A 22,155-nucleotide genomic window follows, 5' to 3' on the forward strand; every position below is an offset into this window, starting at 1 on the left:
AAGGCTCTGTGTGAATGGCGACGCGCAAGCCTAATAGGTGAAGATTCTCAAGGAAAGGGGCGGGCCATGGCCTTCTGGCGTGGGTTGGGACTGGTAGTGCTGGTGCTGCTCGGCGTGATAATCGCAGTGCTGCGTGGCGTCGATGCATTGGGCAAGGCGCCCGTTATCCCGGAGTTGTACGTGCCGCCCGCATTCTCGGTGGCGCGAGACTTCGATTTTGGCCGCTTTCGTCTGGCTTGGCGCGGAGTGGGTTTCATCGTTCACCCGCTGAACCGTCCCGATCAGGTGCTCTGGCGCGTCGAGGGTGGTTTCCTGGCGGCGGGCAAGGGGCTCGCGGAGGTGCCTGATGCCCGGCCTGGCCGGGAATTGCGCGATGACCGCGAGCTGCTCTGTCGCGAGCAAAGCCTTGAGGTATTCGAGCGCCTGGGGCGTCAGTTGCAGCTGAAAGGGCACCTGCGCTGCTCGGACGGAAGCCTGAGCCGTTATCTGCTGTTACTGGAAGACGATGGCGAGCAGGGCGTGAAGCTGACGGTTACCCTGAGCGAGTCGAAGCTGAACCGCCTTTACCTGACCTGGCATCGGGATGCGGAGGAGCGGTTCTTCGGCTTTGGCGAGGTTTCCGGTGTCTACGACCTATCCGGCCGGCGCCTCGCGGTGTCCCCCGCCGCCAAGGGGCGGCCGGGGCAGGGTGGAGCCAACCTGGCCACCTACTGGACTTCGCGCGTGCGCGCTTTTCATAGCCAGTCATCCGCTTATCAGGTCTTCGACCTGCGTGACTCGCGGCGCGTAAGTCTGGAGGTCCATGACGGGCGACTTCTCGCGAACATCTATACGGGGGAAAGCCTGGATGAGCTACGAGCACGCCTGTCTTCGGCGACCGGGGTCGTGCCAACGGGGCCTTCCGCCAAGTAAAATGGCAGCCTTGGCTGCCATCCCCGTCGTTCGAGGTACTTCATCATGCTTTGCCGACCAGGCTGTGGTGCCTGCTGCATTGCGCCGTCCATCAGCTCGCCGTTACCGGGCATGCCGGCAGGCAAGCCGGCCGGTGAGCGTTGCCTGCATTTGTCCGCGGAGAACCTTTGTCTGTTATTCGGCGATCCGCGCCGCCCTGCCGTGTGCGGCGACTTCGACGCCGACCCTGAGATGTGCGGTGAAAGCCGGGAAGAGGCCATTCGCCTGATCGGTTGGTGGGAGCAGGCGACCTCGGCAGCCTGATCCATAAGCCGGCAAGAGCCCGGCAGTCTGAGCAAGGAGAGATCATGAGAGTCAAGGTCGCGGCGCTTTGCGCCCTGGGTCTGTTTGCGACATCCGTCGTCCAGGCCGAGGAGTGGAAGCTGGCCAGGGATGAAGACGGCATCAGGGTGTTCCTCAGTGAGGTGCCGGGGTCCAGGTACAAGGCCTATCGCGGCGTCGCCGTCATGAAGACCGATATCGCCACGCTGCGTGCGCTGCAGGAGGATGTTTCCGGTTCCTGTGCCTGGATTCATGAGTGCAAGGACCAGAAACTGCTCAAGAATGAGGGGCAGCAAAGCTGGACCTACACCCGCTTCAATACGCCCTGGCCGGTGACTCCGCGGGATTCGGTGATCCATGTCACGTCGCAATTGGGGGCGGATGGCAGTGTCACGCGCATTCTCGAAGGGGTGCCGAAGTATTTGCCTGAGTCCAATGGCTATGTGCGGGTCACTCAGGTGGACGGGTTCTGGAAACTGGTGCCGAAAAGTGCGGGGGAGGTCGAAGTGACTTACCAGGTCCACACCGAGCCGGGGGGGAGCGTACCATCCTGGCTGGCGAACAGTTTTGTGGTCGACGCGCCTTTTAATACGCTGAAGGCGATGCGCCAGCGGGCGGAAAGGCACTGATCGCTAGACCGTGTTGAAATAAAAAAGGCTGCCATCCGGCAGCCTTTTTCATTGGAGCTTCGGTCTTACTTGCGGCTTTCCAGCGACACGAAGTCACGCTGCTCGTAGCCGGTGTACAACTGGCGCGGACGGCCAATCTTGTACGGGCTGGAGAGCATTTCCTTCCAGTGCGAAATCCAGCCCACGGTGCGCGCGAGGGCGAAGATTACGGTGAACATGCTGGTCGGAATACCGATGGCCTTCAGGATGATGCCCGAGTAGAAGTCTACGTTCGGGTAGAGATTGCGCTCCTTGAAGTAAGGATCGTTGCGCGCGATCTCGTCGAGCCTCATCGCCAGTTCCAGCTGCGGATCGTTGATACCCAGCTCGGCCAGGACTTCGTCGCAGGTCTGCTTCATGACCTTGGCGCGCGGGTCGAAGTTTTTGTAGACGCGGTGGCCGAAGCCCATCAGCTTGAACGGATCGTTCTTGTCCTTCGCCTTGGCGATGAACTTGTCGATGTTCGATACGTCGCCGATCTCGTCCAGCATGCTCAGCACGGCTTCGTTGGCGCCGCCGTGTGCCGGGCCCCAGAGGGCCGCGATGCCGGCAGCGATACAGGCGAAGGGGTTGGCGCCGGAAGAGCCCGCCAGGCGGACGGTGGAGGTAGAGGCGTTCTGCTCGTGGTCCGCATGCAGGATGAAGATGCGGTCCATGGCCTTGGCCAGTACCGGGCTGATCGGTTTGATCTCGGCCGGGGTGTTGAACATCATGTGCAGGAAGTTTTCCGCGTAATTCAGGTCGTTACGCGGGTACATCATGGGCTGACCCATGGAGTACTTGTAGGCCATCGCTGCAATGGTCGGCATCTTGGCAACCAGACGCATCGCGGAAACTTCGCGGTGCTGCGGGTTATTGATGTCGAGGGAGTCGTGGTAGAAGGCGGAGAGCGCGCCGACCACGCCGCACATGATCGCCATTGGGTGCGCGTCGCGGCGGAAGCCATTGAAGAAGCTCTTCAGCTGCTCATGAACCATGGTGTGGTTCTTGATGGTGCCAACGAACTTGGCCTTCTCTTCAGCGTTCGGCAGCTCGCCGTTCAGTAGCAGGTAGCAGGTTTCCAGGTAGTCGGATTTCTCTGCCAACTGCTCGATCGGGTAGCCGCGGTGCAGCAGTACGCCCTTGTCGCCGTCGATGTAGGTGATCTTCGACTCGCAAGAGGCGGTCGACATAAAGCCAGGATCAAAGGTGAAGCAGCCCGTGGAGGTCAGGCCCCGCACATCGACTACGTCGGGACCCATGGTTCCGGACAGAACGGGCAGCTCTACGGGGGCTGCGCCCTCGATGATCAACTGCGCTTTTTTGTCAGCCATAACGGCCTCCTAGTTATGCTTGAAATCATCAGACAGCCCCCCACGCAGGGCCCGGGACACTATAGAGGTATAAATTCGAATGTCAATTTGAAGAAACCCATGTGGCAGTGGGGTTTGCGTGGGTTTTCAGGTGAAAAAAAGGGGGCCATTTACGCCTTTTATATAGGCAGCGCAATCCGCTTTTTGGGGCAGGGCTTCGCATTGTCATTAGTCAGCTAACTGTCTATACTCAGCGCCCGATCGCCAGGGGCCGTGGGCCCATATTCTGGAGGTCGGCACTCCCTTTGGTGAGGGGTACCTGATCAGTGCACTTCCCGACAACTTGCCCTGTTTGTTAGGGGCCTCAGTGTGAAAAAAAGCCGTGAATAGCCAACGACCTGTAAACCTAGATCTCAGGACCATCAAACTCCCCATCACTGCTTACACGTCCATCCTGCATCGTATCTCCGGCGTCATCCTCTTCTTCGGCATTGCTGTGCTGCTGTTCGCACTCGACAGGTCGCTGAGCTCCGAGGAAGGCTTCGAGCAGGTTAAAACGTGCCTGGCCAGTCCGCTGGCCAAGCTGGTGATTTGGGGCCTCCTGTCCGCGCTGCTTTACCACCTGGTTGCCGGTGTGCGCCACCTGGTAATGGATGCGGGCGTCGGCGAGACGCTCGAGGGCGGCAAGCTGGGCTCGAAAATCGTCATCGTAGTTTCTGCGGTGCTGATCGTGCTGCTGGGGGTGTGGGTATGGTAACCAACGTCACGAACTTCTCCCGTTCGGGCCTCTATGACTGGATGGCCCAGCGTGTATCTGCGGTGGTTCTCGCGGCTTATTTCCTTTTCCTGCTGGGCTACCTGCTGTTCAATCCGGGTCTGACCTACGCCGAGTGGCATGGTCTGTTCTCCCACACCGCGATGCGCATCTTCAGCCTGCTGGCCCTGGTCGCCCTGAGCGTTCACGCCTGGGTCGGCATGTGGACCATCTCCACCGACTACCTGACGCCCATGGCGCTGGGCAAGGCGGCGACTGTCGTGCGTTTCCTGTTCCAGGCGGTATGCGGCATTGCAATGTTCGCGTTCTTCGTCTGGGGCGTGCAGATTCTCTGGGGTGTGTGATCCATGGCTAGCATTCGTACTCTTTCTTTTGACGCCATCATCGTAGGTGGCGGCGGCGCCGGCATGCGTGCTGCGCTGCAACTGGCCCAGGGCGGCCACAAAACTGCCGTGGTGACCAAGGTCTTCCCGACCCGCTCCCACACCGTTTCTGCCCAGGGTGGCATCACCTGTGCCATCGCTTCGGCCGACCCGAACGACGATTGGCGCTGGCACATGTACGACACCGTCAAGGGTTCCGACTACATCGGTGACCAGGATGCCATCGAATACATGTGCTCCGTCGGTCCGGAAGCCGTGTTCGAGTTGGAGCACATGGGTCTGCCGTTCTCCCGTACCGAGCAGGGCCGCATCTATCAGCGCCCGTTCGGCGGCCAGTCCAAGGACTTCGGCAAGGGTGGCCAGGCTGCCCGTACTTGCGCTGCGGCCGACCGTACCGGTCACGCCCTGCTGCACACCCTGTACCAGGCCAACCTGAAGAGCGGCACCGCGTTCCTCAACGAGTGGTACGCCGTTGACCTGGTGAAGAACCAGGATGGCGCCGTCGTCGGTATCATCGCCATCTGCATCGAAACCGGTGAAACCGTCTACATCCGCTCCAAGGCCGTGGTTCTGGCCACTGGCGGTGCTGGTCGAATCTACGCCTCCACCACCAACGCCCTGATCAACACTGGCGACGGCGTGGGCATGGCCCTGCGCGCTGGTGTGCCGGTGCAAGACATCGAAATGTGGCAGTTCCACCCGACCGGTATCGCCGGTGCCGGTGTTCTGGTGACCGAAGGTTGCCGTGGCGAGGGTGGCTACCTGATCAACGCCCATGGCGAGCGCTTCATGGAGCGTTATGCTCCGAACGCCAAGGATCTGGCTGGCCGCGACGTGGTTGCCCGTTCCATGGTCAAGGAAGTGATCGCCGGTAACGGCGTGGGCCCGAACAAGGACCACGTGCTGCTGAAGCTCGACCACCTGGGCGAAGACGTTTTGCACAGCCGCCTGCCCGGCATCTGCGAACTGTCCAAGACCTTCGCGCACGTCGATCCGGTCGTCGCGCCGATCCCTGTTATTCCGACCTGCCACTACATGATGGGCGGCGTTGCCACCAACATTCACGGTCAGGCCATCACCCAGGACGCCAACGGCAACGACACCATCGTCGAAGGCCTGTTCGCCGTGGGTGAGGTCGCTTGCGTGTCGGTTCACGGCGCCAACCGCCTGGGCGGCAACTCGCTGCTCGACCTGGTTGTGTTCGGCCGCGCTGCCGGTCTGCACCTGGAGAAGGCGCTCAAGGAAGGTATCGAGGTGCGTGGCGCCAGCGAGACCGATCTCGAGCTGTCCCTCAAGCGTCTGTCCGGCGTGAACGAGCGCACCAGCGGCGAAGAAGTCGCCCCGCTGAAGCGCGAGCTGCAGCAGTGCATGCAGAACTACTTCGGTGTGTTCCGTACCGGCGAATACATGCAGAAGGGTATCACCCAGCTGGCCGATCTGCGCGAGCGTATCGCTCAGGTCAAGATCTCCGACAAGTCCCAGGCCTTCAACACCGCGCGTATCGAAGCGCTGGAGCTGCAGAACCTGCTGGAAGTTGCCGAAGCCACCGCGATCGCCGCAGAAGTCCGTAAAGAGTCCCGTGGTGCACACGCCCGCGAAGACTTCGAAGATCGCGATGACGAGAACTGGCTGTGCCACACCCTGTACTTCCCGGGTGAGAAGCGCGTTACCAAGCGCGCTGTCAACTTCGCGCCGAAGACCGTTCCGGCGTTCGAACCCAAAGTGCGTACTTATTAAGGGTGGCCGACATGTCCAACACTCTCACTGTCAGCGTCTATCGCTACAACCCGGAGCGCGATAGCGCTCCGACCATGCAGGATTTCCAGGTCGACACCGACGGCAAGGACGTGATGGTCCTCGACGTGCTGGCGCTGATCAAGGAACAGGACGAGGGTTTCTCCTACCGTCGTTCCTGCCGTGAAGGCGTTTGCGGTTCCGACGGCATGAACATCAACGGCAAGAACGGCCTCGCGTGCATCACGCCGCTGTCCGCTGCCGGCCTTAAGGGTGGCAAGCTGGTGATTCGCCCGCTGCCGGGCCTGCCGGTCATCCGTGACCTGGTCGTCGATATGAGCATCTTCTACAAGCAGTACGAGAAGGTGAAACCCTTCCTGCAGAACGATACTCCGGCCCCGGCCATCGAGCGTCTGCAGTCTCCGGAAGAGCGCGAAAAGCTCGACGGTCTGTACGAGTGCATCCTGTGCGCTTGCTGCTCGACTTCCTGCCCGTCCTTCTGGTGGAACCCCGACAAGTTCCTCGGTCCCGCTGCGCTGCTGCAGGCCTACCGTTTCCTGGCCGACAGCCGTGACAACAAGACCGAAGAGCGACTGGCCGCACTGGACGACCCGTTCAGCGTGTTCCGTTGCCGCGGCATCATGAACTGCGTGAGCGTTTGCCCGAAGGGTCTGAACCCGACCAAGGCGATCGGCCACGTACGCAACATGCTGCTGCAGAGCGGTACCTGATTCGATTGCTGTACGCGCAACACCTGCGGTACCGGCCTGGCCGGTGCCGCAGTACAACCAGGAACGCAGCCCACAAAGCCGTGTTCCTTATTTGAAAAATATATAGATGACCAGCAGGGGCAACCGGGCTGGTGCCCGGACTATCTGCGGGATCCTTGGTGGCTTCAGTCGCTGTGCCAGGACTTCTTAGCCCTAGTGGTTTCCATGCCGATGGTGTCCCCTTATCGAGGGTGACAAAGCATGCAAGAAAGCGAAATGCAGCGCATGTGGAACAGCGCCCACCTATCCGGTGGTAACGCTGCATATGTGGAAGAGCTCTATGAGCTCTACCTGCACGATCCCAACGCTGTGCCCGAAGAGTGGCGCACCTACTTCCAGAAGTTGCCGACCGACGGCAATCTTGCCACCGACGTTTCGCACTCCACTGTCCGAGATCATTTCGTTCTGCTCGCCAAGAACCAGCGCCGCGCTCAGCCGGTTTCCGCTGGTGCCGTGAGCAGTGAACATGAGAAGAAGCAGGTCGAAGTCCTGCGCCTGATCCAGGCTTTCCGCATGCGCGGCCACCAGGCCTCCAAGCTTGACCCGCTTGGCCTGTGGCAGCGTCCGGCTCCCGCCGATCTGTCGATCCGCCATTACGGTCTGACCGACGCCGACCTCGATACCACCTTCCGTACAGGTGAGCTCTACATCGGCAAGGAAGAGGCTACTCTGCGCGAGATTCAGCAGACCCTCAACGAGACGTATTGCCGCACCATCGGTGCCGAGTTCACCCACATCGTCGATTCCGAGCAGCGCAAGTGGTTCCAGCAGCGCCTCGAAAGCGTGCGCGGCCGCCCTGCGTTCTCCAAGGAAGTGCAGAGCCACCTGCTCGAGCGCCTGACCGCGGCCGAGGGCCTGGAAAAGTACCTGGGCACCAAGTACCCGGGCACCAAGCGCTTCGGCCTGGAAGGCGGCGAGAGCCTGATCCCGCTGCTGGACGAAATCATCCAGCGCTCCGGCTCCTACGGCCTGAAGGAAATCGTCATCGGCATGGCCCACCGCGGCCGTCTGAACGTTCTGGTCAACACCTTCGGCAAGAACCCGCGTGACCTGTTCGACGAATTCGAAGGCAAGAAGACCGAGGGCCTGTCCTCCGGTGACGTGAAGTACCACCAGGGGTTCTCCTCGAACGTCATGACTCCGGGCGGCGAAGTTCACCTGGCGCTGGCGTTCAACCCGTCCCACCTGGAAATCGTTTCTCCGGTGGTCGAGGGTTCCGTGCGTGCCCGTCAGGACCGCCGCCAGGACAAGGCCGGCGACAAGGTTCTGCCGATCTCCATCCACGGCGACGCGGCCTTCGCCGGCCAGGGCGTGGTCATGGAAACCTTCCAGATGTCGCAGACCCGTGGCTACAAGACGGGCGGCACCATCCATCTGGTGATCAACAACCAGGTTGGCTTCACCACCAGCCGTCCGGAAGACTCGCGCTCCACCGAGTATTGCACCGACGTTGCCAAGATGATCCAGGCACCGATCCTGCACGTGAACGGCGACGATCCGGAAGCGGTACTGTTCGTCACCCAACTGGCTGTCGATTACCGCATGCAGTTCAAGCGTGACGTGGTCATCGACCTGGTCTGCTACCGCCGTCGTGGTCACAACGAGGCCGACGAGCCGAACGGCACCCAGCCGCTGATGTACCAGCAGATCAGCAAGCAGCGCACCACCCGCGAGCTGTACGCCGATGCGCTGATTCAGACCAGTGCCCTCGACAGCGCCAGCGTCCAGGCCAAGATCGATGAGTACCGCACCGCCCTGGACAATGGCCAGCACGTGGTCAAGAGCCTGGTCAAGGAGCCCAATAAGGAGCTCTTCGTCGACTGGCGCCCGTACCTAGGCCACGCCTGGACCGCGCGCCATGACACCCGCTTCGATCTGAAGACCCTCCAGGAACTCTCCGCCAAGCTGCAGGAGATCCCGGAAGGCTTCGTGGTCCAGCGCCAGGTCGCCAAGATCCTCGAAGACCGCCAGAAGATGGGCGCTGGTGCGATGCCGATCAACTGGGGTTACGCCGAGACCATGGCCTACGCCACCCTGCTGTTCGAAGGCCACCCGGTACGTATCACCGGTCAGGACGTGGGCCGTGGCACCTTCTCGCATCGCCACGCGGCGCTGCATAGCCAGAAGGACGCCAACACCTACCTGCCGCTGAAGCATCTGTTCGCTGAGCAGCCGCCCTTCGAGCTGTACGACTCCTACCTGTCGGAAGAAGCCGTACTGGCCTTCGAATACGGCTATTCCACCACCATGCCGAACGCACTGGTGATCTGGGAAGCCCAGTTCGGTGACTTCGCCAACGGTGCCCAGGTGGTGATCGACCAGTTCATCACCAGTGGCGAACACAAGTGGGGCCGTCTCTGCGGCCTGACCATGCTGCTGCCTCACGGCTATGAAGGCCAGGGTCCGGAACACTCTTCCGCGCGTCTGGAGCGCTACCTGCAGCTGTGCGCCGAGCACAACATCCAGGTTTGCGTGCCGACGACTCCGGCCCAGGTCTACCACATGCTGCGCCGCCAGGTGATCCGCCCACTGCGCAAGCCGCTGGTAGCCCTGACGCCGAAGTCCCTGCTGCGCCACAAACTGGCCATCTCGACCCTGGAAGACCTGGCCGAAGGCTCCTTCCAGACCGTCATCGGCGAGATCGACGCGATCGACCCGAAGAAAGTCGACCGTATCGTCCTGTGCAGCGGCAAGGTCTATTACGACCTGCTGGAGAAGCGTCGTGCCGAAGGTCGCGAAGATATCGCCATCGTGCGTATCGAGCAGCTGTACCCGTTCCCCGAAGACGATCTGGCCGAGGTCCTGGCTCCGTACAAGAACCTCAAGCACATCGTCTGGTGCCAGGAAGAGCCTATGAACCAGGGCGCCTGGTACTGCAGCCAGCACCACATGCGTCGCGTTGCGGCAGCCCACAAGAAGGGCTTGTTCCTCGAGTACGCCGGTCGTGAAGGTTCGGCGGCACCGGCTTGCGGTTATGCCTCCCTGCACGCCGAGCAGCAGGAAAAACTGCTGCAAGACGCCTTTACTGTTTAACGCCTTCGCGCAGAAGAAACCGAATTAGATAGGAACCCTGAACAATGGCTATCGAGATCAAAGCCCCCACTTTCCCGGAATCGGTTGCCGACGGCACCGTGGCTACCTGGCACAAGAAGCCGGGCGATGCGGTCAAGCGCGACGAGCTGATCGTCGACATCGAAACCGACAAAGTGGTCATGGAAGTCCTGGCGGAAGCCGACGGCGTCCTGGCTGAAATCGTCAAGAACGAGGGCGACACCGTCCTCAGCGGCGAACTGCTGGGCAAGCTGAACGCTGGCGCCGCTGCTGCCGCCCCGGCCGCTGCTGCTCCTGCTGCCGCTCCCGCTGCCCAGGCTGCTGCCCCGGCTGCTGCTGACGACGCCATCCTCTCTCCGGCCGCCCGTAAGCTGGCCGAAGAGAATGGCATCGACGCGAACAGCATTGCCGGCACCGGCAAGGGCGGTCGTGTGACCAAGGAAGACGTGGTTGCCGCCGTGGAAGCCAAGAAGTCCGCTCCGGCCGCCGCTGCCAAGCCGGCCGCCCCGGCTGGCGAGGCGCCGATCTTCGCCGCGGGTGACCGCGTCGAGAAGCGCGTACCGATGACCCGCCTGCGTGCCAAGGTCGCCGAGCGCCTGGTCGAAGCCCAGTCGAACATGGCGATGCTGACCACCTTCAACGAAGTGGACATGACCGAAGTCATGGCCCTGCGTTCGAAGTACAAGGACCTGTTCGAGAAGACCCACAACGGCGTGCGCCTGGGCTTCATGTCGTTCTTCGTCAAGGCTTCCGTCGAAGCGCTGAAGCGTTTCCCGGCGGTCAACGCTTCGATCGATGGTTCCGACATCGTCTACCACGGCTACCAGGACATCGGCGTTGCCGTATCCAGCGACCGTGGCCTGGTGGTACCGGTACTTCGCAATGCCGAGCTGATGAGCCTGGCCGAAGTCGAAAGCGGCATCGCTACCTTCGGCAAGAAGGCGCGTGACGGCAAGCTGTCGATCGATGAAATGACCGGTGGCACCTTCACCATCACCAACGGCGGTACGTTCGGTTCGATGATGTCGACCCCGATCGTCAACCCGCCGCAGGCAGCCATCCTCGGCATGCACAACATCATTCAGCGCCCGATGGCCATCAACGGTCAGGTCGTTATCCGCCCGATGATGTACCTGGCCCTGTCCTACGATCACCGCCTGATCGATGGCAAGGAAGCGGTCAGTTTCCTGGTGACCATCAAGAACCTGCTGGAAGACCCGGCTCGTCTGCTGCTGGACATCTGATCGCCAGCCTCTCCCACGGCGACCCCTTGTGAAAGGGGTCGTCCGGTTTTATCCGAGAAGGAATGAGTTATGACCCAGAAATTCGACGTGGTAGTGATTGGTGCGGGCCCCGGCGGCTACGTTGCCGCCATCAAGGCAGCTCAGCTCGGTCTGAAGACCGCCTGCATCGAGAAGTACCAGGACAAGGAAGGCAAGACCGCTCTGGGCGGCACCTGCCTGAACGTCGGCTGCATTCCGTCGAAGGCGCTGCTGGACAGCTCCTACAAGTACCATGAGGCTCACGAAGGCTTCAAAATCCACGGCATCGAAGCCAAGGGCGTCACCATCGACGTACCGGCGATGGTGGGTCGCAAGAACACCATCGTGAAGAACCTGACCGGCGGCGTGAGCACCCTGTTCAAGGCCAACGGTGTGACCCTGCTGGAAGGTCACGGCAAGCTGCTGGCCAACAAGCAGGTTGAAGTCACCGGCTCCGACGGCAAGGTGCAGATCGTCGAAGCCGTTAACGTGATCCTCGCTTCCGGCTCCAAGCCGGTGGACATCCCGCCGGCTCCGGTCGACCAGGACGTGATCGTCGACTCCACTGGCGCCCTGGATTTCCAGGCCGTTCCGAAGAAGCTGGGCGTGATCGGCGCCGGCGTCATCGGCCTCGAACTGGGCTCCGTCTGGGCCCGTCTGGGCGCTGAAGTCACCGTCATCGAAGCCCTGGAGAAGTTCCTCCCGGCCGCCGACGAGCAGGTTTCCAAGGAAGCCCTGAAGGTCCTCACCAAGCAGGGCCTGAAGATTCGCCTGGGTGCCCGCGTGACCGGCTCCGAAGTGAAGAAGAAGCAGGTCACTGTGAGCTTCACCGACGCCAACGGCGAGCAGAAGGAAACCTTCGACAAGCTGATCGTGGCCGTGGGCCGTCGCCCGGTGACCACTGATCTGCTGGCTGCCGACAGCGGCGTGACCATGGACGAGCGCGGCTTCATCTTCGTTGATGACCATTGCGCGACCAGCGTGCCGGGCGTTTACGCCATTGGTGACGTGGTACGTGGCGCCATGCTGGCCCACAAGGCATCGGAAGAGGGCATCATGGTCGCCGAGCGCATCGCTGGCCACAAAGCCCAGATGAACTACGACCTGATCCCGTCGGTCATCTATACCCACCCGGAAATCGCATGGGTCGGCAAGACCGAACAGGCTCTGAAGGCCGAAGGCGTTGAGGTCAACGTCGGCACCTTCCCGTTCGCCGCCAGCGGCCGTGCCATGGCTGCCAACGACACCGCCGGTTTCGTCAAGGTCATCGCCGATGCCAAGACCGACCGCGTACTGGGCGTCCATGTGATTGGCCCGAGTGCTGCGGAACTGGTTCAGCAGGGCGCCATCGGCATGGAGTTCGGCACCAGTGCCGAAGACCTGGGCATGATGGTCTTCTCGCACCCGACCCTGTCCGAAGCACTGCACGAAGCGGCCCTCGCGGTGAATGGCCATGCCATTCACATCGCCAACCGCAAGAAGCGCTAAGCAATACCTCCTGCACGGCGCGCGCGTGGCCTGTGCAGGACCAAGAACCACGGCGGGTGGCCCGTCGCGAGCTTCGGCCAATCGGTCGGAACTCGCCGCGGAAAGCCCGCCGGACTGCCTTTATCAGCAGTCACAGGTGGCGCGGCACCACGAATGCAGCGCCGAATGCGCAATACCTAAACGAAGACGGTAGACAAGCATGAATCTCCACGAGTATCAGGGTAAGCAGCTGTTCGCTGAATACGGCCTGCCCGTATCCAAGGGCTTTGCCGTAGACACCCCGGAAGAAGCCGCAGCAGCCTGCGAAAAAATCGGTGGCAGCGAATGGGTTGTCAAAGCTCAGGTCCACGCTGGCGGCCGCGGTAAAGCGGGCGGCGTGAAGCTGGTCAAAAGCAAGGAAGATGCCAAGGCCTTCGCCGCCAACTGGCTGGGCAAGCGCCTGGTGACCTATCAGACTGACGCCAATGGTCAGCCGGTCAGCAAAATCCTGGTTGAATCCTGCACCGACATCGCCAAGGAACTGTACCTGGGCGCCGTGGTAGATCGTTCCAGCCGCCGCATCGTGTTCATGGCTTCCACCGAAGGTGGCGTGGACATCGAGAAAGTCGCTCACGACTCTCCGGAGAAAATCCTCAAGGCCACCATCGACCCGCTGGTCGGCGCTCAGCCGTACCAGGGTCGCGAGCTAGCATTCCAGCTGGGCCTGGAAGGTGACCAGATCAAGCAGTTCACCCACATCTTCGTTGGCCTGGCCAAGCTGTTCCAGGACTACGACCTGGCTCTGTTGGAAGTGAACCCGCTGGTAATCAAGGCAGACGGCAACCTGCACTGCCTGGACGCCAAGATCAACATCGACAGCAACGCCATGTACCGTCAGCCCAAGCTGCGCGCCATGCACGACCCGTCCCAGGACGACGCTCGTGAAGCCCATGCGCAGAAGTGGGAACTGAACTACGTGGCCCTGGAAGGCAACATTGGCTGCATGGTCAACGGTGCCGGCCTGGCCATGGGTACCATGGACATCGTCAACCTCCACGGCGGCAAGCCGGCCAACTTCCTCGACGTTGGCGGTGGTGCGACCAAGGAGCGCGTGACCGAAGCGTTCAAAATCATCCTCTCCGACAGCAACGTGCAAGCCGTTCTGGTGAACATCTTCGGCGGTATCGTCCGCTGCGACATGATCGCCGAAGGCATCATCGGTGCCGTGAAGGAAGTAGGCGTGAAGGTTCCGGTCGTGGTTCGTCTGGAAGGCAACAACGCTGACCTCGGCGCCAAGGTACTGGCCGAGAGCGGTCTGAACATCATCGCGGCGACCAGCCTGACCGACGCTGCACAGCAAGTCGTCAAGGCCGCGGCGGAGGGCAAGTAATGAGCGTCCTGATCAACAAAGACACCAAAGTCATCTGCCAGGGCTTCACCGGTAGCCAGGGTACTTTCCACTCCGAACAAGCCATCGCCTACGGCACCAAGATGGTTGGCGGCGTGACCCCCGGCAAGGGCGGCACCACCCACCTGGGCCTGCCGGTGTTCAACACCGTCAAGGAAGCCGTTGAAGCCACCGGCGCCGAAGCCTCGGTCATCTACGTTCCGGCTCCGTTCTGCAAGGACTCGATCCTGGAAGCAGCCAACGGCGGCATCAAGCTGATCGTGTGCATCACCGAAGGCATCCCCACCCTCGACATGCTGGACGCCAAGGTCAAGTGCGACGAGCTGGGCGTACGCCTGATCGGCCCGAACTGCCCGGGCGTGATCACTCCCGGGGAGTGCAAGATCGGCATCATGCCGGGTCACATCCACCTGCCGGGCAAGGTAGGCATTGTGTCGCGTTCCGGCACCCTGACCTATGAAGCCGTGAAGCAGACCACCGACGCCGGTTTCGGCCAGTCCACTTGCGTGGGCATCGGTGGTGACCCGATCCCGGGCTCCAACTTCATCGACATCCTGAAGCTGTTCCAGGAAGACCCGCAGACCGAAGCCATCGTCATGATCGGCGAGATCGGCGGTTCCGCTGAAGAAGAAGCTGCTGCCTTCATCAAGGCCAACGTGACCAAGCCGGTGGTGTCCTACATCGCTGGTGTGACCGCACCGCCCGGCAAGCGCATGGGCCACGCGGGCGCCATCATCTCCGGTGGCAAGGGCACTGCGGACGAGAAGTTCGCCGCCCTGCAGGACGCAGGTGTCAAAACCGTGCGTTCCCTGGCTGACATCGGCAAGGCCCTGGCCGAGCTGACCGGCTGGGAAGTCAAGAACGCCTAAGGCGCCTTGATCTCCTCACAAAGGCCACCCCTCGGGGTGGCCTTTGTCGTTTCGGGTGCAACCTTTCCTGTTAAATGTGCAACCGCCTGTCGGAGAGGCGACAGAAACGGTTGCTACTCCGACAACCTGATCCGCGTCAGGCGCTTCCCCCGGTAAAATCGGTAGGGTTGCAACCATGCTGCTCACCATGCCCCACAAGGGCAAAGGTCGGGCATTAGCGATCAATCCCAAACGGATGGATGACGTTTCCCCCGACCCAATCGGGAAACCCCTTCGGTAAACCCTGTTTCAGCGATGTGGTAATTCCCCCATGAAATCCTTGAAAGGCCAGGACATCCTGGCACTTGGCTTTATGACATTCGCTCTGTTCGTCGGGGCCGGTAACATCATCTTCCCGCCCATCGTAGGCCTGCAGTCCGGACCCCATGTCTGGATGGCCGCCCTGGGCTTCCTGATCACCGCGGTCGGCCTACCCGTCGTCACCGTGATCGCGTTGGCCAAGGTCGGCGGTGCGATGGACTCGCTCAGCAGTCCCATCGGCAAGACAGCCGGCGTGCTGCTGGCGGCAGTCTGCTACCTCTCGGTGGGGCCGCTGTTCGCGACTCCGCGTACCGCTACCGTCTCCTTCGAAGTGGGCCTGGCTCCCCTGACCGGCGATACGCCGGTGGCCCTGTTCGCGTACAGCCTGGTGTACTTCCTGGTAGTCCTTGCCGTCTCCCTCTATCCGGGCCGTCTGCTGGACACCGTGGGTCGCGTGCTTGCGCCAATGAAGATCATTGCGCTGGCGATTCTCGGTATTGCCGCCTTCACGCTGCCGCTGGGCGAGATCGGCGACGCCACCCCGGCCTACCAGGCCGCACCGTTCTCCCAAGGCTTCATCAATGGTTACCTGACCATGGATACCCTGGGTGCCCTGGTGTTCGGCATCGTCATCGTCAATGCCATCCGCTCCCGTGGCGTCGAGTCGCCGCGCCTGATCACCCGCTACGCCATCATCGCCGGCCTGATTGCCGGTGTCGGCTTGGCCCTGGTCTACATCAGCTTGTTCCGCCTGGGCGCCAACAGCCATGGCATTGCGGGCGAAGCTGCCAACGGCGCAGCGGTACTGCATGCTTATGTGCAGCACACCTTCGGTAACCTGGGCAGCGCCTTCCTTGCTCTGCTGATTTCCCTGGCGTGCCTGGTAACCGCCGTCGGCCTGACCTGCGCTTGCGCTGAGTACTTCAGCCGCCTGCTGCCGCTTTCCTACCGCAGCCTGGTGATCATCCTTGCCGTGTTCAGCCTGCTGGTATCGAACCTTGGCCTGACCAAGCTGATCCAGGTTTCAGTGCCGGTACTCACCGCTATCTATCCACCGTGCATCGTGCTGGTGGCGCTGAGTTTCTGCCTGGGGCTGTGGCACTCGCCGGGCCGTGTGGTGGCGCCGGTGATGCTGGTTTCCCTGCTGTTCGGGCTGATCGACGCGCTCAAGAGCGCTGAGCTGGCGGGCTGGATGCCGCAATGGCTGTCCCATTTGCCGCTGTCGGAGCAAGGCCTTGCGTGGCTGCTGCCTGCCGTCGCTGCCCTGGCCGTGGCCAGCCTCTGCGATCGCCTGCTGGGCAAGCCGGTGGAAGTCACCGCCTGATTCCGGGGGCCTGCAAGGAGGCCGCCATCGGACGTAATGCTGTTCGCTCAGGCTATGTCTGCTTCAGCTATTAAGGTTTTGGCCATCGTGCTGAAGGCCTTGTAGGAGCGAGCTCTGCTCGCGAAGGAGGCGGGTTCGCGAGCAGAACTCGTTCCTACGAGGGATAGGTGCCTCGGATAAAAAATCTTTCAAGCAAAACCCAAAAACGCCGCTCTCCTCCTTAAGGACAAGCGGCGTTTTATCATTACTCCATCGGGCGGCATCCTTCCCGGGAAACACGAAGCACGTCCAGTTTCGACGAAGCCGGGTCCTTGCAGGCGGTGTCAGAGGATGTCGAAGGGATAGTCGAGCAACAGCCGAAGTTCGTCGTTGTCGAGTTCGGACGTGCCGCCGTTGCTGCGATGGACGACGTGCCGCAGCATCAGCGAAGTCCCTTTGGCTGGACCGCTCTGTAGTACATAGTCGAATTGCAGGTCGCGTTCCCAGTGCTTGCCGTCGGCGCCATAACCGTACCAGCGATAACCGCTATTGATAGGCATGTGGCTGCCGTCGATTCTGTCGCCTTTGACATAGCTGGCGGTGAACTTCAGCCCCGGCACGCCCCAGCCGGCGAGGTCGTAACGGTAACTGACGCGCGAGGAGTGTTCATTGGGGCCGTTGAAGTCCGAATAGGTGAACGCATTGGCCAGCTTTATCGAGGCACCGCCGAGGTAATCGAAGGGCACATTGCTGTCGATACGCTGATGGGCAAACACCAGGGTGTGGGCACCGTGGAGCCAGGCGGCCAGAACGCTCCATGCGATGTTTTCGATATCGCCCTGGTAGGCAGCGCCGACATCGTCGGTGCGATACAGGTTGAGTTTCACAAGCACCGAGTCCTGCTCACCGAGCCTGTGGCCGTAGTTGGCCCTGGCATAGTACTGGCGCCAGGTTTCCTGGTATTCGGCGCCATACAGGGCCAGTTCCCAGGCCGGCGTCGGCTTGTAGATAGCGCCGAACAAGTCCAGGTATTGGCCACGCTTGAATACGCCATATGCAGCGGGTGACTGGTAGTAGGACAGCAGCTCGTTCCTGTGGCTGGACGAGGTCGATAGACCTTGGGCAGTGAAGCGCCCGGCATGAAGCGTCCAGTTGTTGAAGCGCTCGCTGGTGAGCAGAGTGCCGATGGCTGTCTCTGGAATGACCCGATCATCCGCGGTGGCGAAGATTGGCGTGTCCGGGCGCATCTCGCCGTGGCGCAATACCGTTTCTTCGAGTTTCAGTCTGATCGCGCCGCCGGCGCGGGAGAAATTGTCCGCTGCATGCTTGCCGTATGCTCCGGGCGGCAGGGCGCCACTGCCAGCGTGGGCTGGTGTGGAATCCAGCTTGAGGCCGAGGTAGCCCTGCAAGTCCAGGCCGAAACCGACGCGGCCTGGGGTGTAGCCGGAATTGAATTCGTTGCGGATGGCTTGCGCCCATTCACGGCGCATGCGCTGCTGCTGCTCGATCGCGTTGGGGTAGTCGCGATTCTGATAGAAGTTGCGCAGCGAACCCTGCCATCGACTGTCTTCGACGAAGCCGCCCGCAGCCGGCTGCTCGGTTGCCGGTACTATCGAGGCGAAGCCAGGACAGGCGGCCAGGAGGAGGGCCTGCCGTAACGAAATGCACATGGTCAGTTCCTTCTGTTCTTGTCCCGTGCGCCCCGAAGCATCACGGCGGTGCATGCATTGATGGTGACGGAGAAGGGGAGTTGGGGCGCAGTCAGTCGGCCCAGGCGCAGACGTCCAGGCTGGCGCCGTGTTCGAGACGTCGTTGCGCTGCCTGGCTGTCCAACAGCAGAGACTTGCCCTGATCGCAGACCAGGGTCCGTTTCCCCAGGTAGGCAATGTCGGCCATGATCTGGCCCCAGTGCCGGTACTGGACGTCGTGGCCTTCACCCGGATAGAGGCGTACCTGGGCGACGTTGGAATAGTGACGGCGCCAGAACTCCATGTGTTCAGGAGGCACCGAGGTGTCGGCACTGCCGCCATAGAGGAATACCGGCGCCTTCACCCGGTCGCCAGCTGCGACCTTCTCACGGCAGTACAGTTGCCATTCGTGTAGCAGCGGCTGTACTGAGAACTCCCCGGCCCCCTTCATGAAGAAGGTCCGCAGCCCGTCGTCGTAGGCGGCATCTGCCCAGCCGGGCACGCGCTCGATCGCGCTACCCGCAGGCATCGCCCACCAGTTGGTCGGGGTGGTGTAGGGGGTGGCAAGTTCGCGAAGCTGTTCTTTCGTCATGCTGCAGTGCGCGGGGGCGTCGACCACCCCGGCAACCTGTGAGAAGGCCGCGGCATAGTGCACCGAGCGCAGCTGCTCGGCCTGATCGGCGGCAATCTGTGCGGCGTAAGGGCCACCTCCGGAGATCGCCAGCAGGGAAAACGAGCCAATGTCCAGGTGACCGAGCAGTGCCGCGACCGCCGTGCTGTAGCTGCGGTAGTCGCCGGAGGGGTCGTAGGCGGTGGCGCCGAAGCCGTTTCGCTCCAGGCTGATGAACCGCAGCTTAAGGCGTTCGCGGCTGGAGCGCAGGAAGCCGGTCAGGTCCAGCACCCGGGCACTGGTGCCGTTGCCGCCGACCAGCAGCACCGGAATTCCTTCGCGTGGGCCTTCGTCGATATAGAACAGGGTACGTCCCTGGCTGGACCAATGCCGCAGTGTCGCCCCCAGGGGATCGAACTCCCGTTGCAGCTCCGGTTCCTCGGCCCTTGCTTGCGGCAGGATCGATAGGCATAAAGCACCAGCCAGCGTCAGCCATGTATTTCTATCCATGAGGCAGCCTCTTCTTGTTGTTGTACGCGGATCAAGCATGGAGCTGACACGATCGTGCCATTTGCCCTGATTCGACGGTTTGTTGAAGAGAACCGACTACGGTTGCTTGTGCTTCGGTAGAAGCTTCTGGGGTTGGCGTAGGAAATTACCAATTGGTAGACACGCGCTAAGGGGATGGGGTTGCGCAGGAGATCCGTGGCCTTCGCACGAATTGCTCCACGGATACCCGTGGAGCGGGTGCCTTCTTTGTAGAGTGCGTCGTCTATCAGCCGTGCCTTCATCGGCTCCATGAGCATGGCCGGCCCTTGACCGGCCCAGGACACCCATGACCGACGTTTCCGAGCTGTTCGACATCCATTACCTGTGGAACCTGATTGCCGTACTCTGGTTCATCCTCTGCTGGGTCGGCTACACCCGCTATGCGATCTGGAAGGGCAGGGACACCGCCTGCCTGGCCTCGGTTCTGCACCTCTATCGCGAGGACTGGATGCGCCGCCTGCTGCTGCGTGACAACCGCATTGCCGATGCCAGCGTCATCGCCAATCTCGAGCGCAACGCCTCGTTCTTCGCCTCCAGCACCCTGATCATCCTCGCCGGCATCCTGACTGTGCTCGGTTCCACGGATCGCGCGGTATCCGTGCTGGCCGATCTGCCGTTCGTGCAACCGGCCAGCCAGGGGATGTCCGAGCTCAAGCTGCTGGGCCTAGCGGTGGTGTTCGTCTATGCCTTCTTCACCTTCAGTTGGTGCATGCGCCAGTACAACTTCGCTGCGGTACTGGTGGGCTCGGCGCCGATGGTCGGCGAGAAACACATCAGCGAACAGGAGCGCAAAGCGTTTGCCGAGCGTGGCGCGCGCGTGGTGTCGCTGGCCGCCAACCAGTTCAACTTCGGCCTGCGCAGCTACTACTTCGGCCTGGCCATGCTGGCCTGGTTCATCAATCCCTGGTTCTTCATCATCGTGACCACGGGCGTTGTGCTGGTGCTCTACCGCCGCGAGTTCCATTCCGATGTGCTGGATGTGATGGTCTACACCCCGACCCAGGCGCTGGAAGCGCCCAAGGAGAAAGTCGAATGAGTATTCCGTTCTGGTGCCTGTTCATTGCCGCCTTGCTCATCTACCTGGCAAAGGCCCCTGTGGCCAAGGCCATGAGCGAGGAGGGCAGGGGGTACGACAATCGCAACCCGCGGGCGCAGCAGGCGCGGCTGTCCGGCTTTGGCGCGCGAGCCTTGGCGGCGCATCAGAACAGCATTGAGATCTTCCCCTTGTTCGCTGCGGGGGTGCTCATGGCGCACGTTACACAGACTCAGGGTTACTTCGTCGACCTGCTGGCGATCATCTTCATCGTCTCGCGGGTTCTCTACCTGTTCCTCTACTGGAACGACAAACCGACTCCGCGCAGCCTGGTCTGGGTGGTCGGCCTGGCCTGCTGCCTGTTGTTGATGCTCAGCCCGGCACTATGATTCCCCGGAAACGACAAGGCCCGCATAAGCGGGCCTTGTCGTTTCCAGCAGGCAGTCGCTTACTGGCTTTTCTCTTCGGTCGGCGCGGTGTCAGGCGCGGCCGGGGCTGGCTCGGTCGGAGCCGGGGCGGCTTCAGGGGCCGGAGCCGGGGTCGGTGCCGTTTCCGGTGCGCTCGGTTGGGATTCAGTCGCCGGCGCCGCCGGTGCCTGGGCCTCTTCCTTCTTGTCGCAGGCAGCGAGACCAAGGCTGGCGGCCAGGAGCAGGGCGAGAGACAGGGTTTTCTTCATCATTGAGCCTCCATGTGTGGCTTTCCTCATCGATAGCTGTTGGAGTTTGTGATCGGTTTCTAAGTTCCACCGTTGATTACAAAAAGCTTGGCCCGAGCAGTCGTCGACAACGAATACATGTCCGGCAGGGTATGATTCGCCACTTTGCCCATCCTCCGCCAAGGTTGCAGTCATGACGGACAACTCCCTTATCGAACGGGCGCAGCGCTTTCTCGCCGCACTGCGCCACTGTCAGGTGCTCGGCCTCAGCGTGCACGACGCCACCTCCGCCGGCCTGACCCTGCGCCTGCCCTACAGCCCCCAAATCATCGGCAATCCGGAAACCGGGGTTATCCATGGCGGCGCCATCACCACGCTGATGGATACCACCTGCGGCATTTCCACCGTCTGCGTGCTGCCGGAGTTCGAGATCTGCCCGACCCTGGACCTGCGCATCGACTACATGCACCCGGCCGAGCCGAACAAGGATGTCTTCGGGTTCGCCGAGTGCTACCGGGTGACACCCAATGTGATTTTCACCCGTGGCTATGCCTATCAGGATGACCCGAACCAGCCGATCGCCCACGTGGTCGGTGCCTTCATGCGCATGGGCAAGCCTGGCCAGTTGAAGCGGGGAGGTGCGGCATGAGCCTCGACTTCAACGCGCTGGTGCGCGAAGCCCACGAAAAGAACGACTACGATTCGCTGGTGTGCCTGATTCCCTACGCCAAGCTGATCGGTATGGAGTGCCTGCGCCTGGGTGACGACATGGTTTTCCGTCTGCCGGCCAACAAGGACAACATCGGCAACCCGACGCTGCCGGCCATTCATGGCGGCGTGATCGCCGGCTTCATGGAGCACGCGGCCATGCTCCACCTGTTGATGTTCATGGGCACGCCCCATATGCCCAAAATCATAGACTTCTCGATAGATTACCTGCGCGCCGGTCACTATCGTGACACCTACGTCCAGTGCCAGGTCTGGCGACAAGGCCGCCGCGTCGCCAACGTCGCCATCACCGCCTGGCAGACCACTCAGACCGAACCCATCGCCACCGCCCGCGCCCACTTCAAGGTCGACGAATCCTGAGGCGCGGCGTCAGGCG

21 protein-coding genes are annotated in these 22,155 nt (G+C 61.8%); 17 read left to right on the forward strand and 4 right to left on the reverse strand.

Features of this window, described 5'->3' with window-relative positions; translation table 11 throughout:
* The first annotated feature begins 66 nt into the window (after positions 1-66).
* The 3 genes from THL1_RS10830 to THL1_RS10840 are packed head-to-tail and all read left to right on the forward strand — an operon-like array spanning position 67 to position 1,862.
* Positions 67-912 (forward strand): hypothetical protein, encoded by an 846-nt coding sequence (locus THL1_RS10830; RefSeq protein ID WP_069083271.1) that lies wholly within the window; start codon positions 67-69, stop codon positions 910-912.
* 45 nt (positions 913-957) lie between these two features.
* Positions 958-1,215 carry a YkgJ family cysteine cluster protein gene (locus tag THL1_RS10835; RefSeq protein ID WP_069083272.1) on the forward strand — a complete coding sequence of 86 codons (258 nt, stop codon included), beginning with the start codon at positions 958-960 and terminating at the stop codon, positions 1,213-1,215.
* A gap of 44 nt (positions 1,216-1,259) precedes the next feature.
* A complete protein-coding gene (locus THL1_RS10840; RefSeq protein WP_069083273.1) occupies positions 1,260-1,862 on the forward strand; it encodes an START domain-containing protein in 603 nt (200 codons plus the stop codon).
* Between the two features lie 65 nt (positions 1,863-1,927).
* On the opposite strand, the gene gltA is transcribed toward THL1_RS10840, so the two are convergent.
* A complete protein-coding gene (gltA, locus tag THL1_RS10845; protein ID WP_069083274.1) occupies positions 1,928-3,214 on the reverse strand; it encodes a citrate synthase in 1,287 nt (428 codons plus the stop codon).
* Positions 3,215-3,575: 361 nt separating this feature from the next.
* Between gltA and sdhC the strand changes: the two genes are divergently transcribed.
* From sdhC to brnQ, 10 genes are all read left to right on the forward strand, one after another.
* On the forward strand, positions 3,576-3,950 hold the full coding sequence (gene sdhC / locus THL1_RS10850) for a succinate dehydrogenase, cytochrome b556 subunit (RefSeq protein ID WP_069083275.1): 375 nt from the start codon (positions 3,576-3,578) through the stop codon (positions 3,948-3,950).
* Positions 3,944-4,312 (forward strand): succinate dehydrogenase, hydrophobic membrane anchor protein, encoded by a 369-nt coding sequence (gene sdhD, locus THL1_RS10855; protein WP_069083276.1) that lies wholly within the window; start codon positions 3,944-3,946, stop codon positions 4,310-4,312. The genes sdhC and sdhD overlap by 7 nt, the downstream gene beginning before the upstream one ends.
* A gap of 3 nt (positions 4,313-4,315) precedes the next feature.
* Positions 4,316-6,088, forward strand: a complete 1,773-nt coding sequence (gene sdhA / locus THL1_RS10860; RefSeq protein ID WP_069083277.1) for a succinate dehydrogenase flavoprotein subunit — start codon at positions 4,316-4,318, stop codon at positions 6,086-6,088.
* Positions 6,089-6,099: 11 nt separating this feature from the next.
* The gene (locus THL1_RS10865; RefSeq protein ID WP_069083278.1) at positions 6,100-6,816 is read left to right on the forward strand and encodes a succinate dehydrogenase iron-sulfur subunit; all 717 of its coding nucleotides are present in this window, start codon (positions 6,100-6,102) and stop codon (positions 6,814-6,816) included.
* A gap of 240 nt (positions 6,817-7,056) precedes the next feature.
* A complete protein-coding gene (locus THL1_RS10870; RefSeq protein WP_069083279.1) occupies positions 7,057-9,888 on the forward strand; it encodes a 2-oxoglutarate dehydrogenase E1 component in 2,832 nt (943 codons plus the stop codon).
* Positions 9,889-9,932: 44 nt separating this feature from the next.
* Positions 9,933-11,150: a 2-oxoglutarate dehydrogenase complex dihydrolipoyllysine-residue succinyltransferase gene (gene odhB, locus THL1_RS10875; RefSeq protein ID WP_069083280.1), complete on the forward strand. Its 1,218-nt coding sequence runs from the start codon at positions 9,933-9,935 to the stop codon at positions 11,148-11,150.
* Positions 11,151-11,219: 69 nt separating this feature from the next.
* On the forward strand, positions 11,220-12,656 hold the full coding sequence (lpdA, locus tag THL1_RS10880) for a dihydrolipoyl dehydrogenase (RefSeq protein ID WP_069083281.1): 1,437 nt from the start codon (positions 11,220-11,222) through the stop codon (positions 12,654-12,656).
* 199 nt (positions 12,657-12,855) lie between these two features.
* Positions 12,856-14,025, forward strand: a complete 1,170-nt coding sequence (sucC, locus tag THL1_RS10885; protein WP_069083282.1) for an ADP-forming succinate--CoA ligase subunit beta — start codon at positions 12,856-12,858, stop codon at positions 14,023-14,025.
* Positions 14,025-14,912 carry a succinate--CoA ligase subunit alpha gene (sucD, locus tag THL1_RS10890; RefSeq protein ID WP_028629428.1) on the forward strand — a complete coding sequence of 296 codons (888 nt, stop codon included), beginning with the start codon at positions 14,025-14,027 and terminating at the stop codon, positions 14,910-14,912. The genes sucC and sucD overlap by 1 nt, the downstream gene beginning before the upstream one ends.
* A 310-nt stretch (positions 14,913-15,222) precedes the next feature.
* Positions 15,223-16,536 (forward strand): branched-chain amino acid transport system II carrier protein, encoded by a 1,314-nt coding sequence (gene brnQ / locus THL1_RS10895; protein WP_069083283.1) that lies wholly within the window; start codon positions 15,223-15,225, stop codon positions 16,534-16,536.
* Positions 16,537-16,859: 323 nt separating this feature from the next.
* Here brnQ and THL1_RS10900 read toward each other — a convergent pair whose 3' ends face one another.
* Together THL1_RS10900 and THL1_RS10905 are read right to left on the reverse strand one after the other, a co-directional pair.
* A complete protein-coding gene (locus THL1_RS10900; RefSeq protein WP_069083284.1) occupies positions 16,860-18,185 on the reverse strand; it encodes an OprD family outer membrane porin in 1,326 nt (441 codons plus the stop codon).
* Between the two features lie 91 nt (positions 18,186-18,276).
* Positions 18,277-19,323, reverse strand: a complete 1,047-nt coding sequence (locus tag THL1_RS10905) for an alpha/beta fold hydrolase (protein WP_237234786.1) — start codon at positions 19,321-19,323, stop codon at positions 18,277-18,279.
* A 325-nt stretch (positions 19,324-19,648) separates the two neighbouring features.
* On the opposite strand from THL1_RS10905, the gene THL1_RS10910 reads away from it, so the two are divergent.
* The gene (locus tag THL1_RS10910) at positions 19,649-20,398 is read left to right on the forward strand and encodes a DUF599 domain-containing protein (RefSeq protein ID WP_069083286.1); all 750 of its coding nucleotides are present in this window, start codon (positions 19,649-19,651) and stop codon (positions 20,396-20,398) included.
* Positions 20,395-20,784, forward strand: a complete 390-nt coding sequence (locus THL1_RS10915) for an MAPEG family protein (RefSeq protein ID WP_069083287.1) — start codon at positions 20,395-20,397, stop codon at positions 20,782-20,784. Before THL1_RS10910 ends, THL1_RS10915 begins: the two co-directional genes overlap by 4 nt.
* A gap of 59 nt (positions 20,785-20,843) precedes the next feature.
* Here the strand turns inward: THL1_RS10915 and THL1_RS10920 are convergent, their stop codons facing one another.
* Entirely contained in the window at positions 20,844-21,071 is a 228-nt protein-coding gene (locus THL1_RS10920; RefSeq protein ID WP_069086479.1) for a hypothetical protein, read from the reverse strand.
* Positions 21,072-21,243: 172 nt separating this feature from the next.
* Between THL1_RS10920 and THL1_RS10925 the strand changes: the two genes are divergently transcribed.
* Complete coding sequence (locus THL1_RS10925; RefSeq protein ID WP_069083288.1) at positions 21,244-21,699, forward strand: PaaI family thioesterase; 456 nt, start codon at positions 21,244-21,246, stop codon at positions 21,697-21,699.
* Entirely contained in the window at positions 21,696-22,139 is a 444-nt protein-coding gene (locus tag THL1_RS10930; RefSeq protein WP_069083289.1) for a PaaI family thioesterase, read from the forward strand. Before THL1_RS10925 ends, THL1_RS10930 begins: the two co-directional genes overlap by 4 nt.
* Positions 22,140-22,155 lie beyond the last annotated feature (16 nt).

This window comes from Pseudomonas sp. TCU-HL1, assembly GCF_001708505.1.
Lineage (GTDB): Bacteria > Pseudomonadota > Gammaproteobacteria > Pseudomonadales > Pseudomonadaceae > Metapseudomonas.

Bases quoted from the DNA above. Each gene is read 5' to 3' on its own strand.
- THL1_RS10830 (WP_069083271.1), top strand. From the start codon at position 67: ATGGCCTTCTGGCGTGGGTTGGGACTGGTAGTGCTGGTGCTGCTCGGC.
- THL1_RS10835 (WP_069083272.1), top strand. From the start codon at position 958: ATGCTTTGCCGACCAGGCTGTGGTGCCTGCTGCATTGCGCCGTCCATC.
- THL1_RS10840 (WP_069083273.1), top strand. From the start codon at position 1,260: ATGAGAGTCAAGGTCGCGGCGCTTTGCGCCCTGGGTCTGTTTGCGACA.
- gltA (WP_069083274.1), bottom strand. From the start codon at position 3,214: ATGGCTGACAAAAAAGCGCAGTTGATCATCGAGGGCGCAGCCCCCGTA.
- sdhD (WP_069083276.1), top strand. From the start codon at position 3,944: ATGGTAACCAACGTCACGAACTTCTCCCGTTCGGGCCTCTATGACTGG.
- sdhA (WP_069083277.1), top strand. From the start codon at position 4,316: ATGGCTAGCATTCGTACTCTTTCTTTTGACGCCATCATCGTAGGTGGC.
- THL1_RS10865 (WP_069083278.1), top strand. From the start codon at position 6,100: ATGTCCAACACTCTCACTGTCAGCGTCTATCGCTACAACCCGGAGCGC.
- THL1_RS10870 (WP_069083279.1), top strand. From the start codon at position 7,057: ATGCAAGAAAGCGAAATGCAGCGCATGTGGAACAGCGCCCACCTATCC.
- odhB (WP_069083280.1), top strand. From the start codon at position 9,933: ATGGCTATCGAGATCAAAGCCCCCACTTTCCCGGAATCGGTTGCCGAC.
- lpdA (WP_069083281.1), top strand. From the start codon at position 11,220: ATGACCCAGAAATTCGACGTGGTAGTGATTGGTGCGGGCCCCGGCGGC.
- sucC (WP_069083282.1), top strand. From the start codon at position 12,856: ATGAATCTCCACGAGTATCAGGGTAAGCAGCTGTTCGCTGAATACGGC.
- sucD (WP_028629428.1), top strand. From the start codon at position 14,025: ATGAGCGTCCTGATCAACAAAGACACCAAAGTCATCTGCCAGGGCTTC.
- brnQ (WP_069083283.1), top strand. From the start codon at position 15,223: ATGAAATCCTTGAAAGGCCAGGACATCCTGGCACTTGGCTTTATGACA.
- THL1_RS10900 (WP_069083284.1), bottom strand. From the start codon at position 18,185: ATGTGCATTTCGTTACGGCAGGCCCTCCTCCTGGCCGCCTGTCCTGGC.
- THL1_RS10905 (WP_237234786.1), bottom strand. From the start codon at position 19,323: ATGGATAGAAATACATGGCTGACGCTGGCTGGTGCTTTATGCCTATCG.
- THL1_RS10910 (WP_069083286.1), top strand. From the start codon at position 19,649: ATGACCGACGTTTCCGAGCTGTTCGACATCCATTACCTGTGGAACCTG.
- THL1_RS10915 (WP_069083287.1), top strand. From the start codon at position 20,395: ATGAGTATTCCGTTCTGGTGCCTGTTCATTGCCGCCTTGCTCATCTAC.
- THL1_RS10920 (WP_069086479.1), bottom strand. From the start codon at position 21,071: ATGAAGAAAACCCTGTCTCTCGCCCTGCTCCTGGCCGCCAGCCTTGGT.
- THL1_RS10925 (WP_069083288.1), top strand. From the start codon at position 21,244: ATGACGGACAACTCCCTTATCGAACGGGCGCAGCGCTTTCTCGCCGCA.
- THL1_RS10930 (WP_069083289.1), top strand. From the start codon at position 21,696: ATGAGCCTCGACTTCAACGCGCTGGTGCGCGAAGCCCACGAAAAGAAC.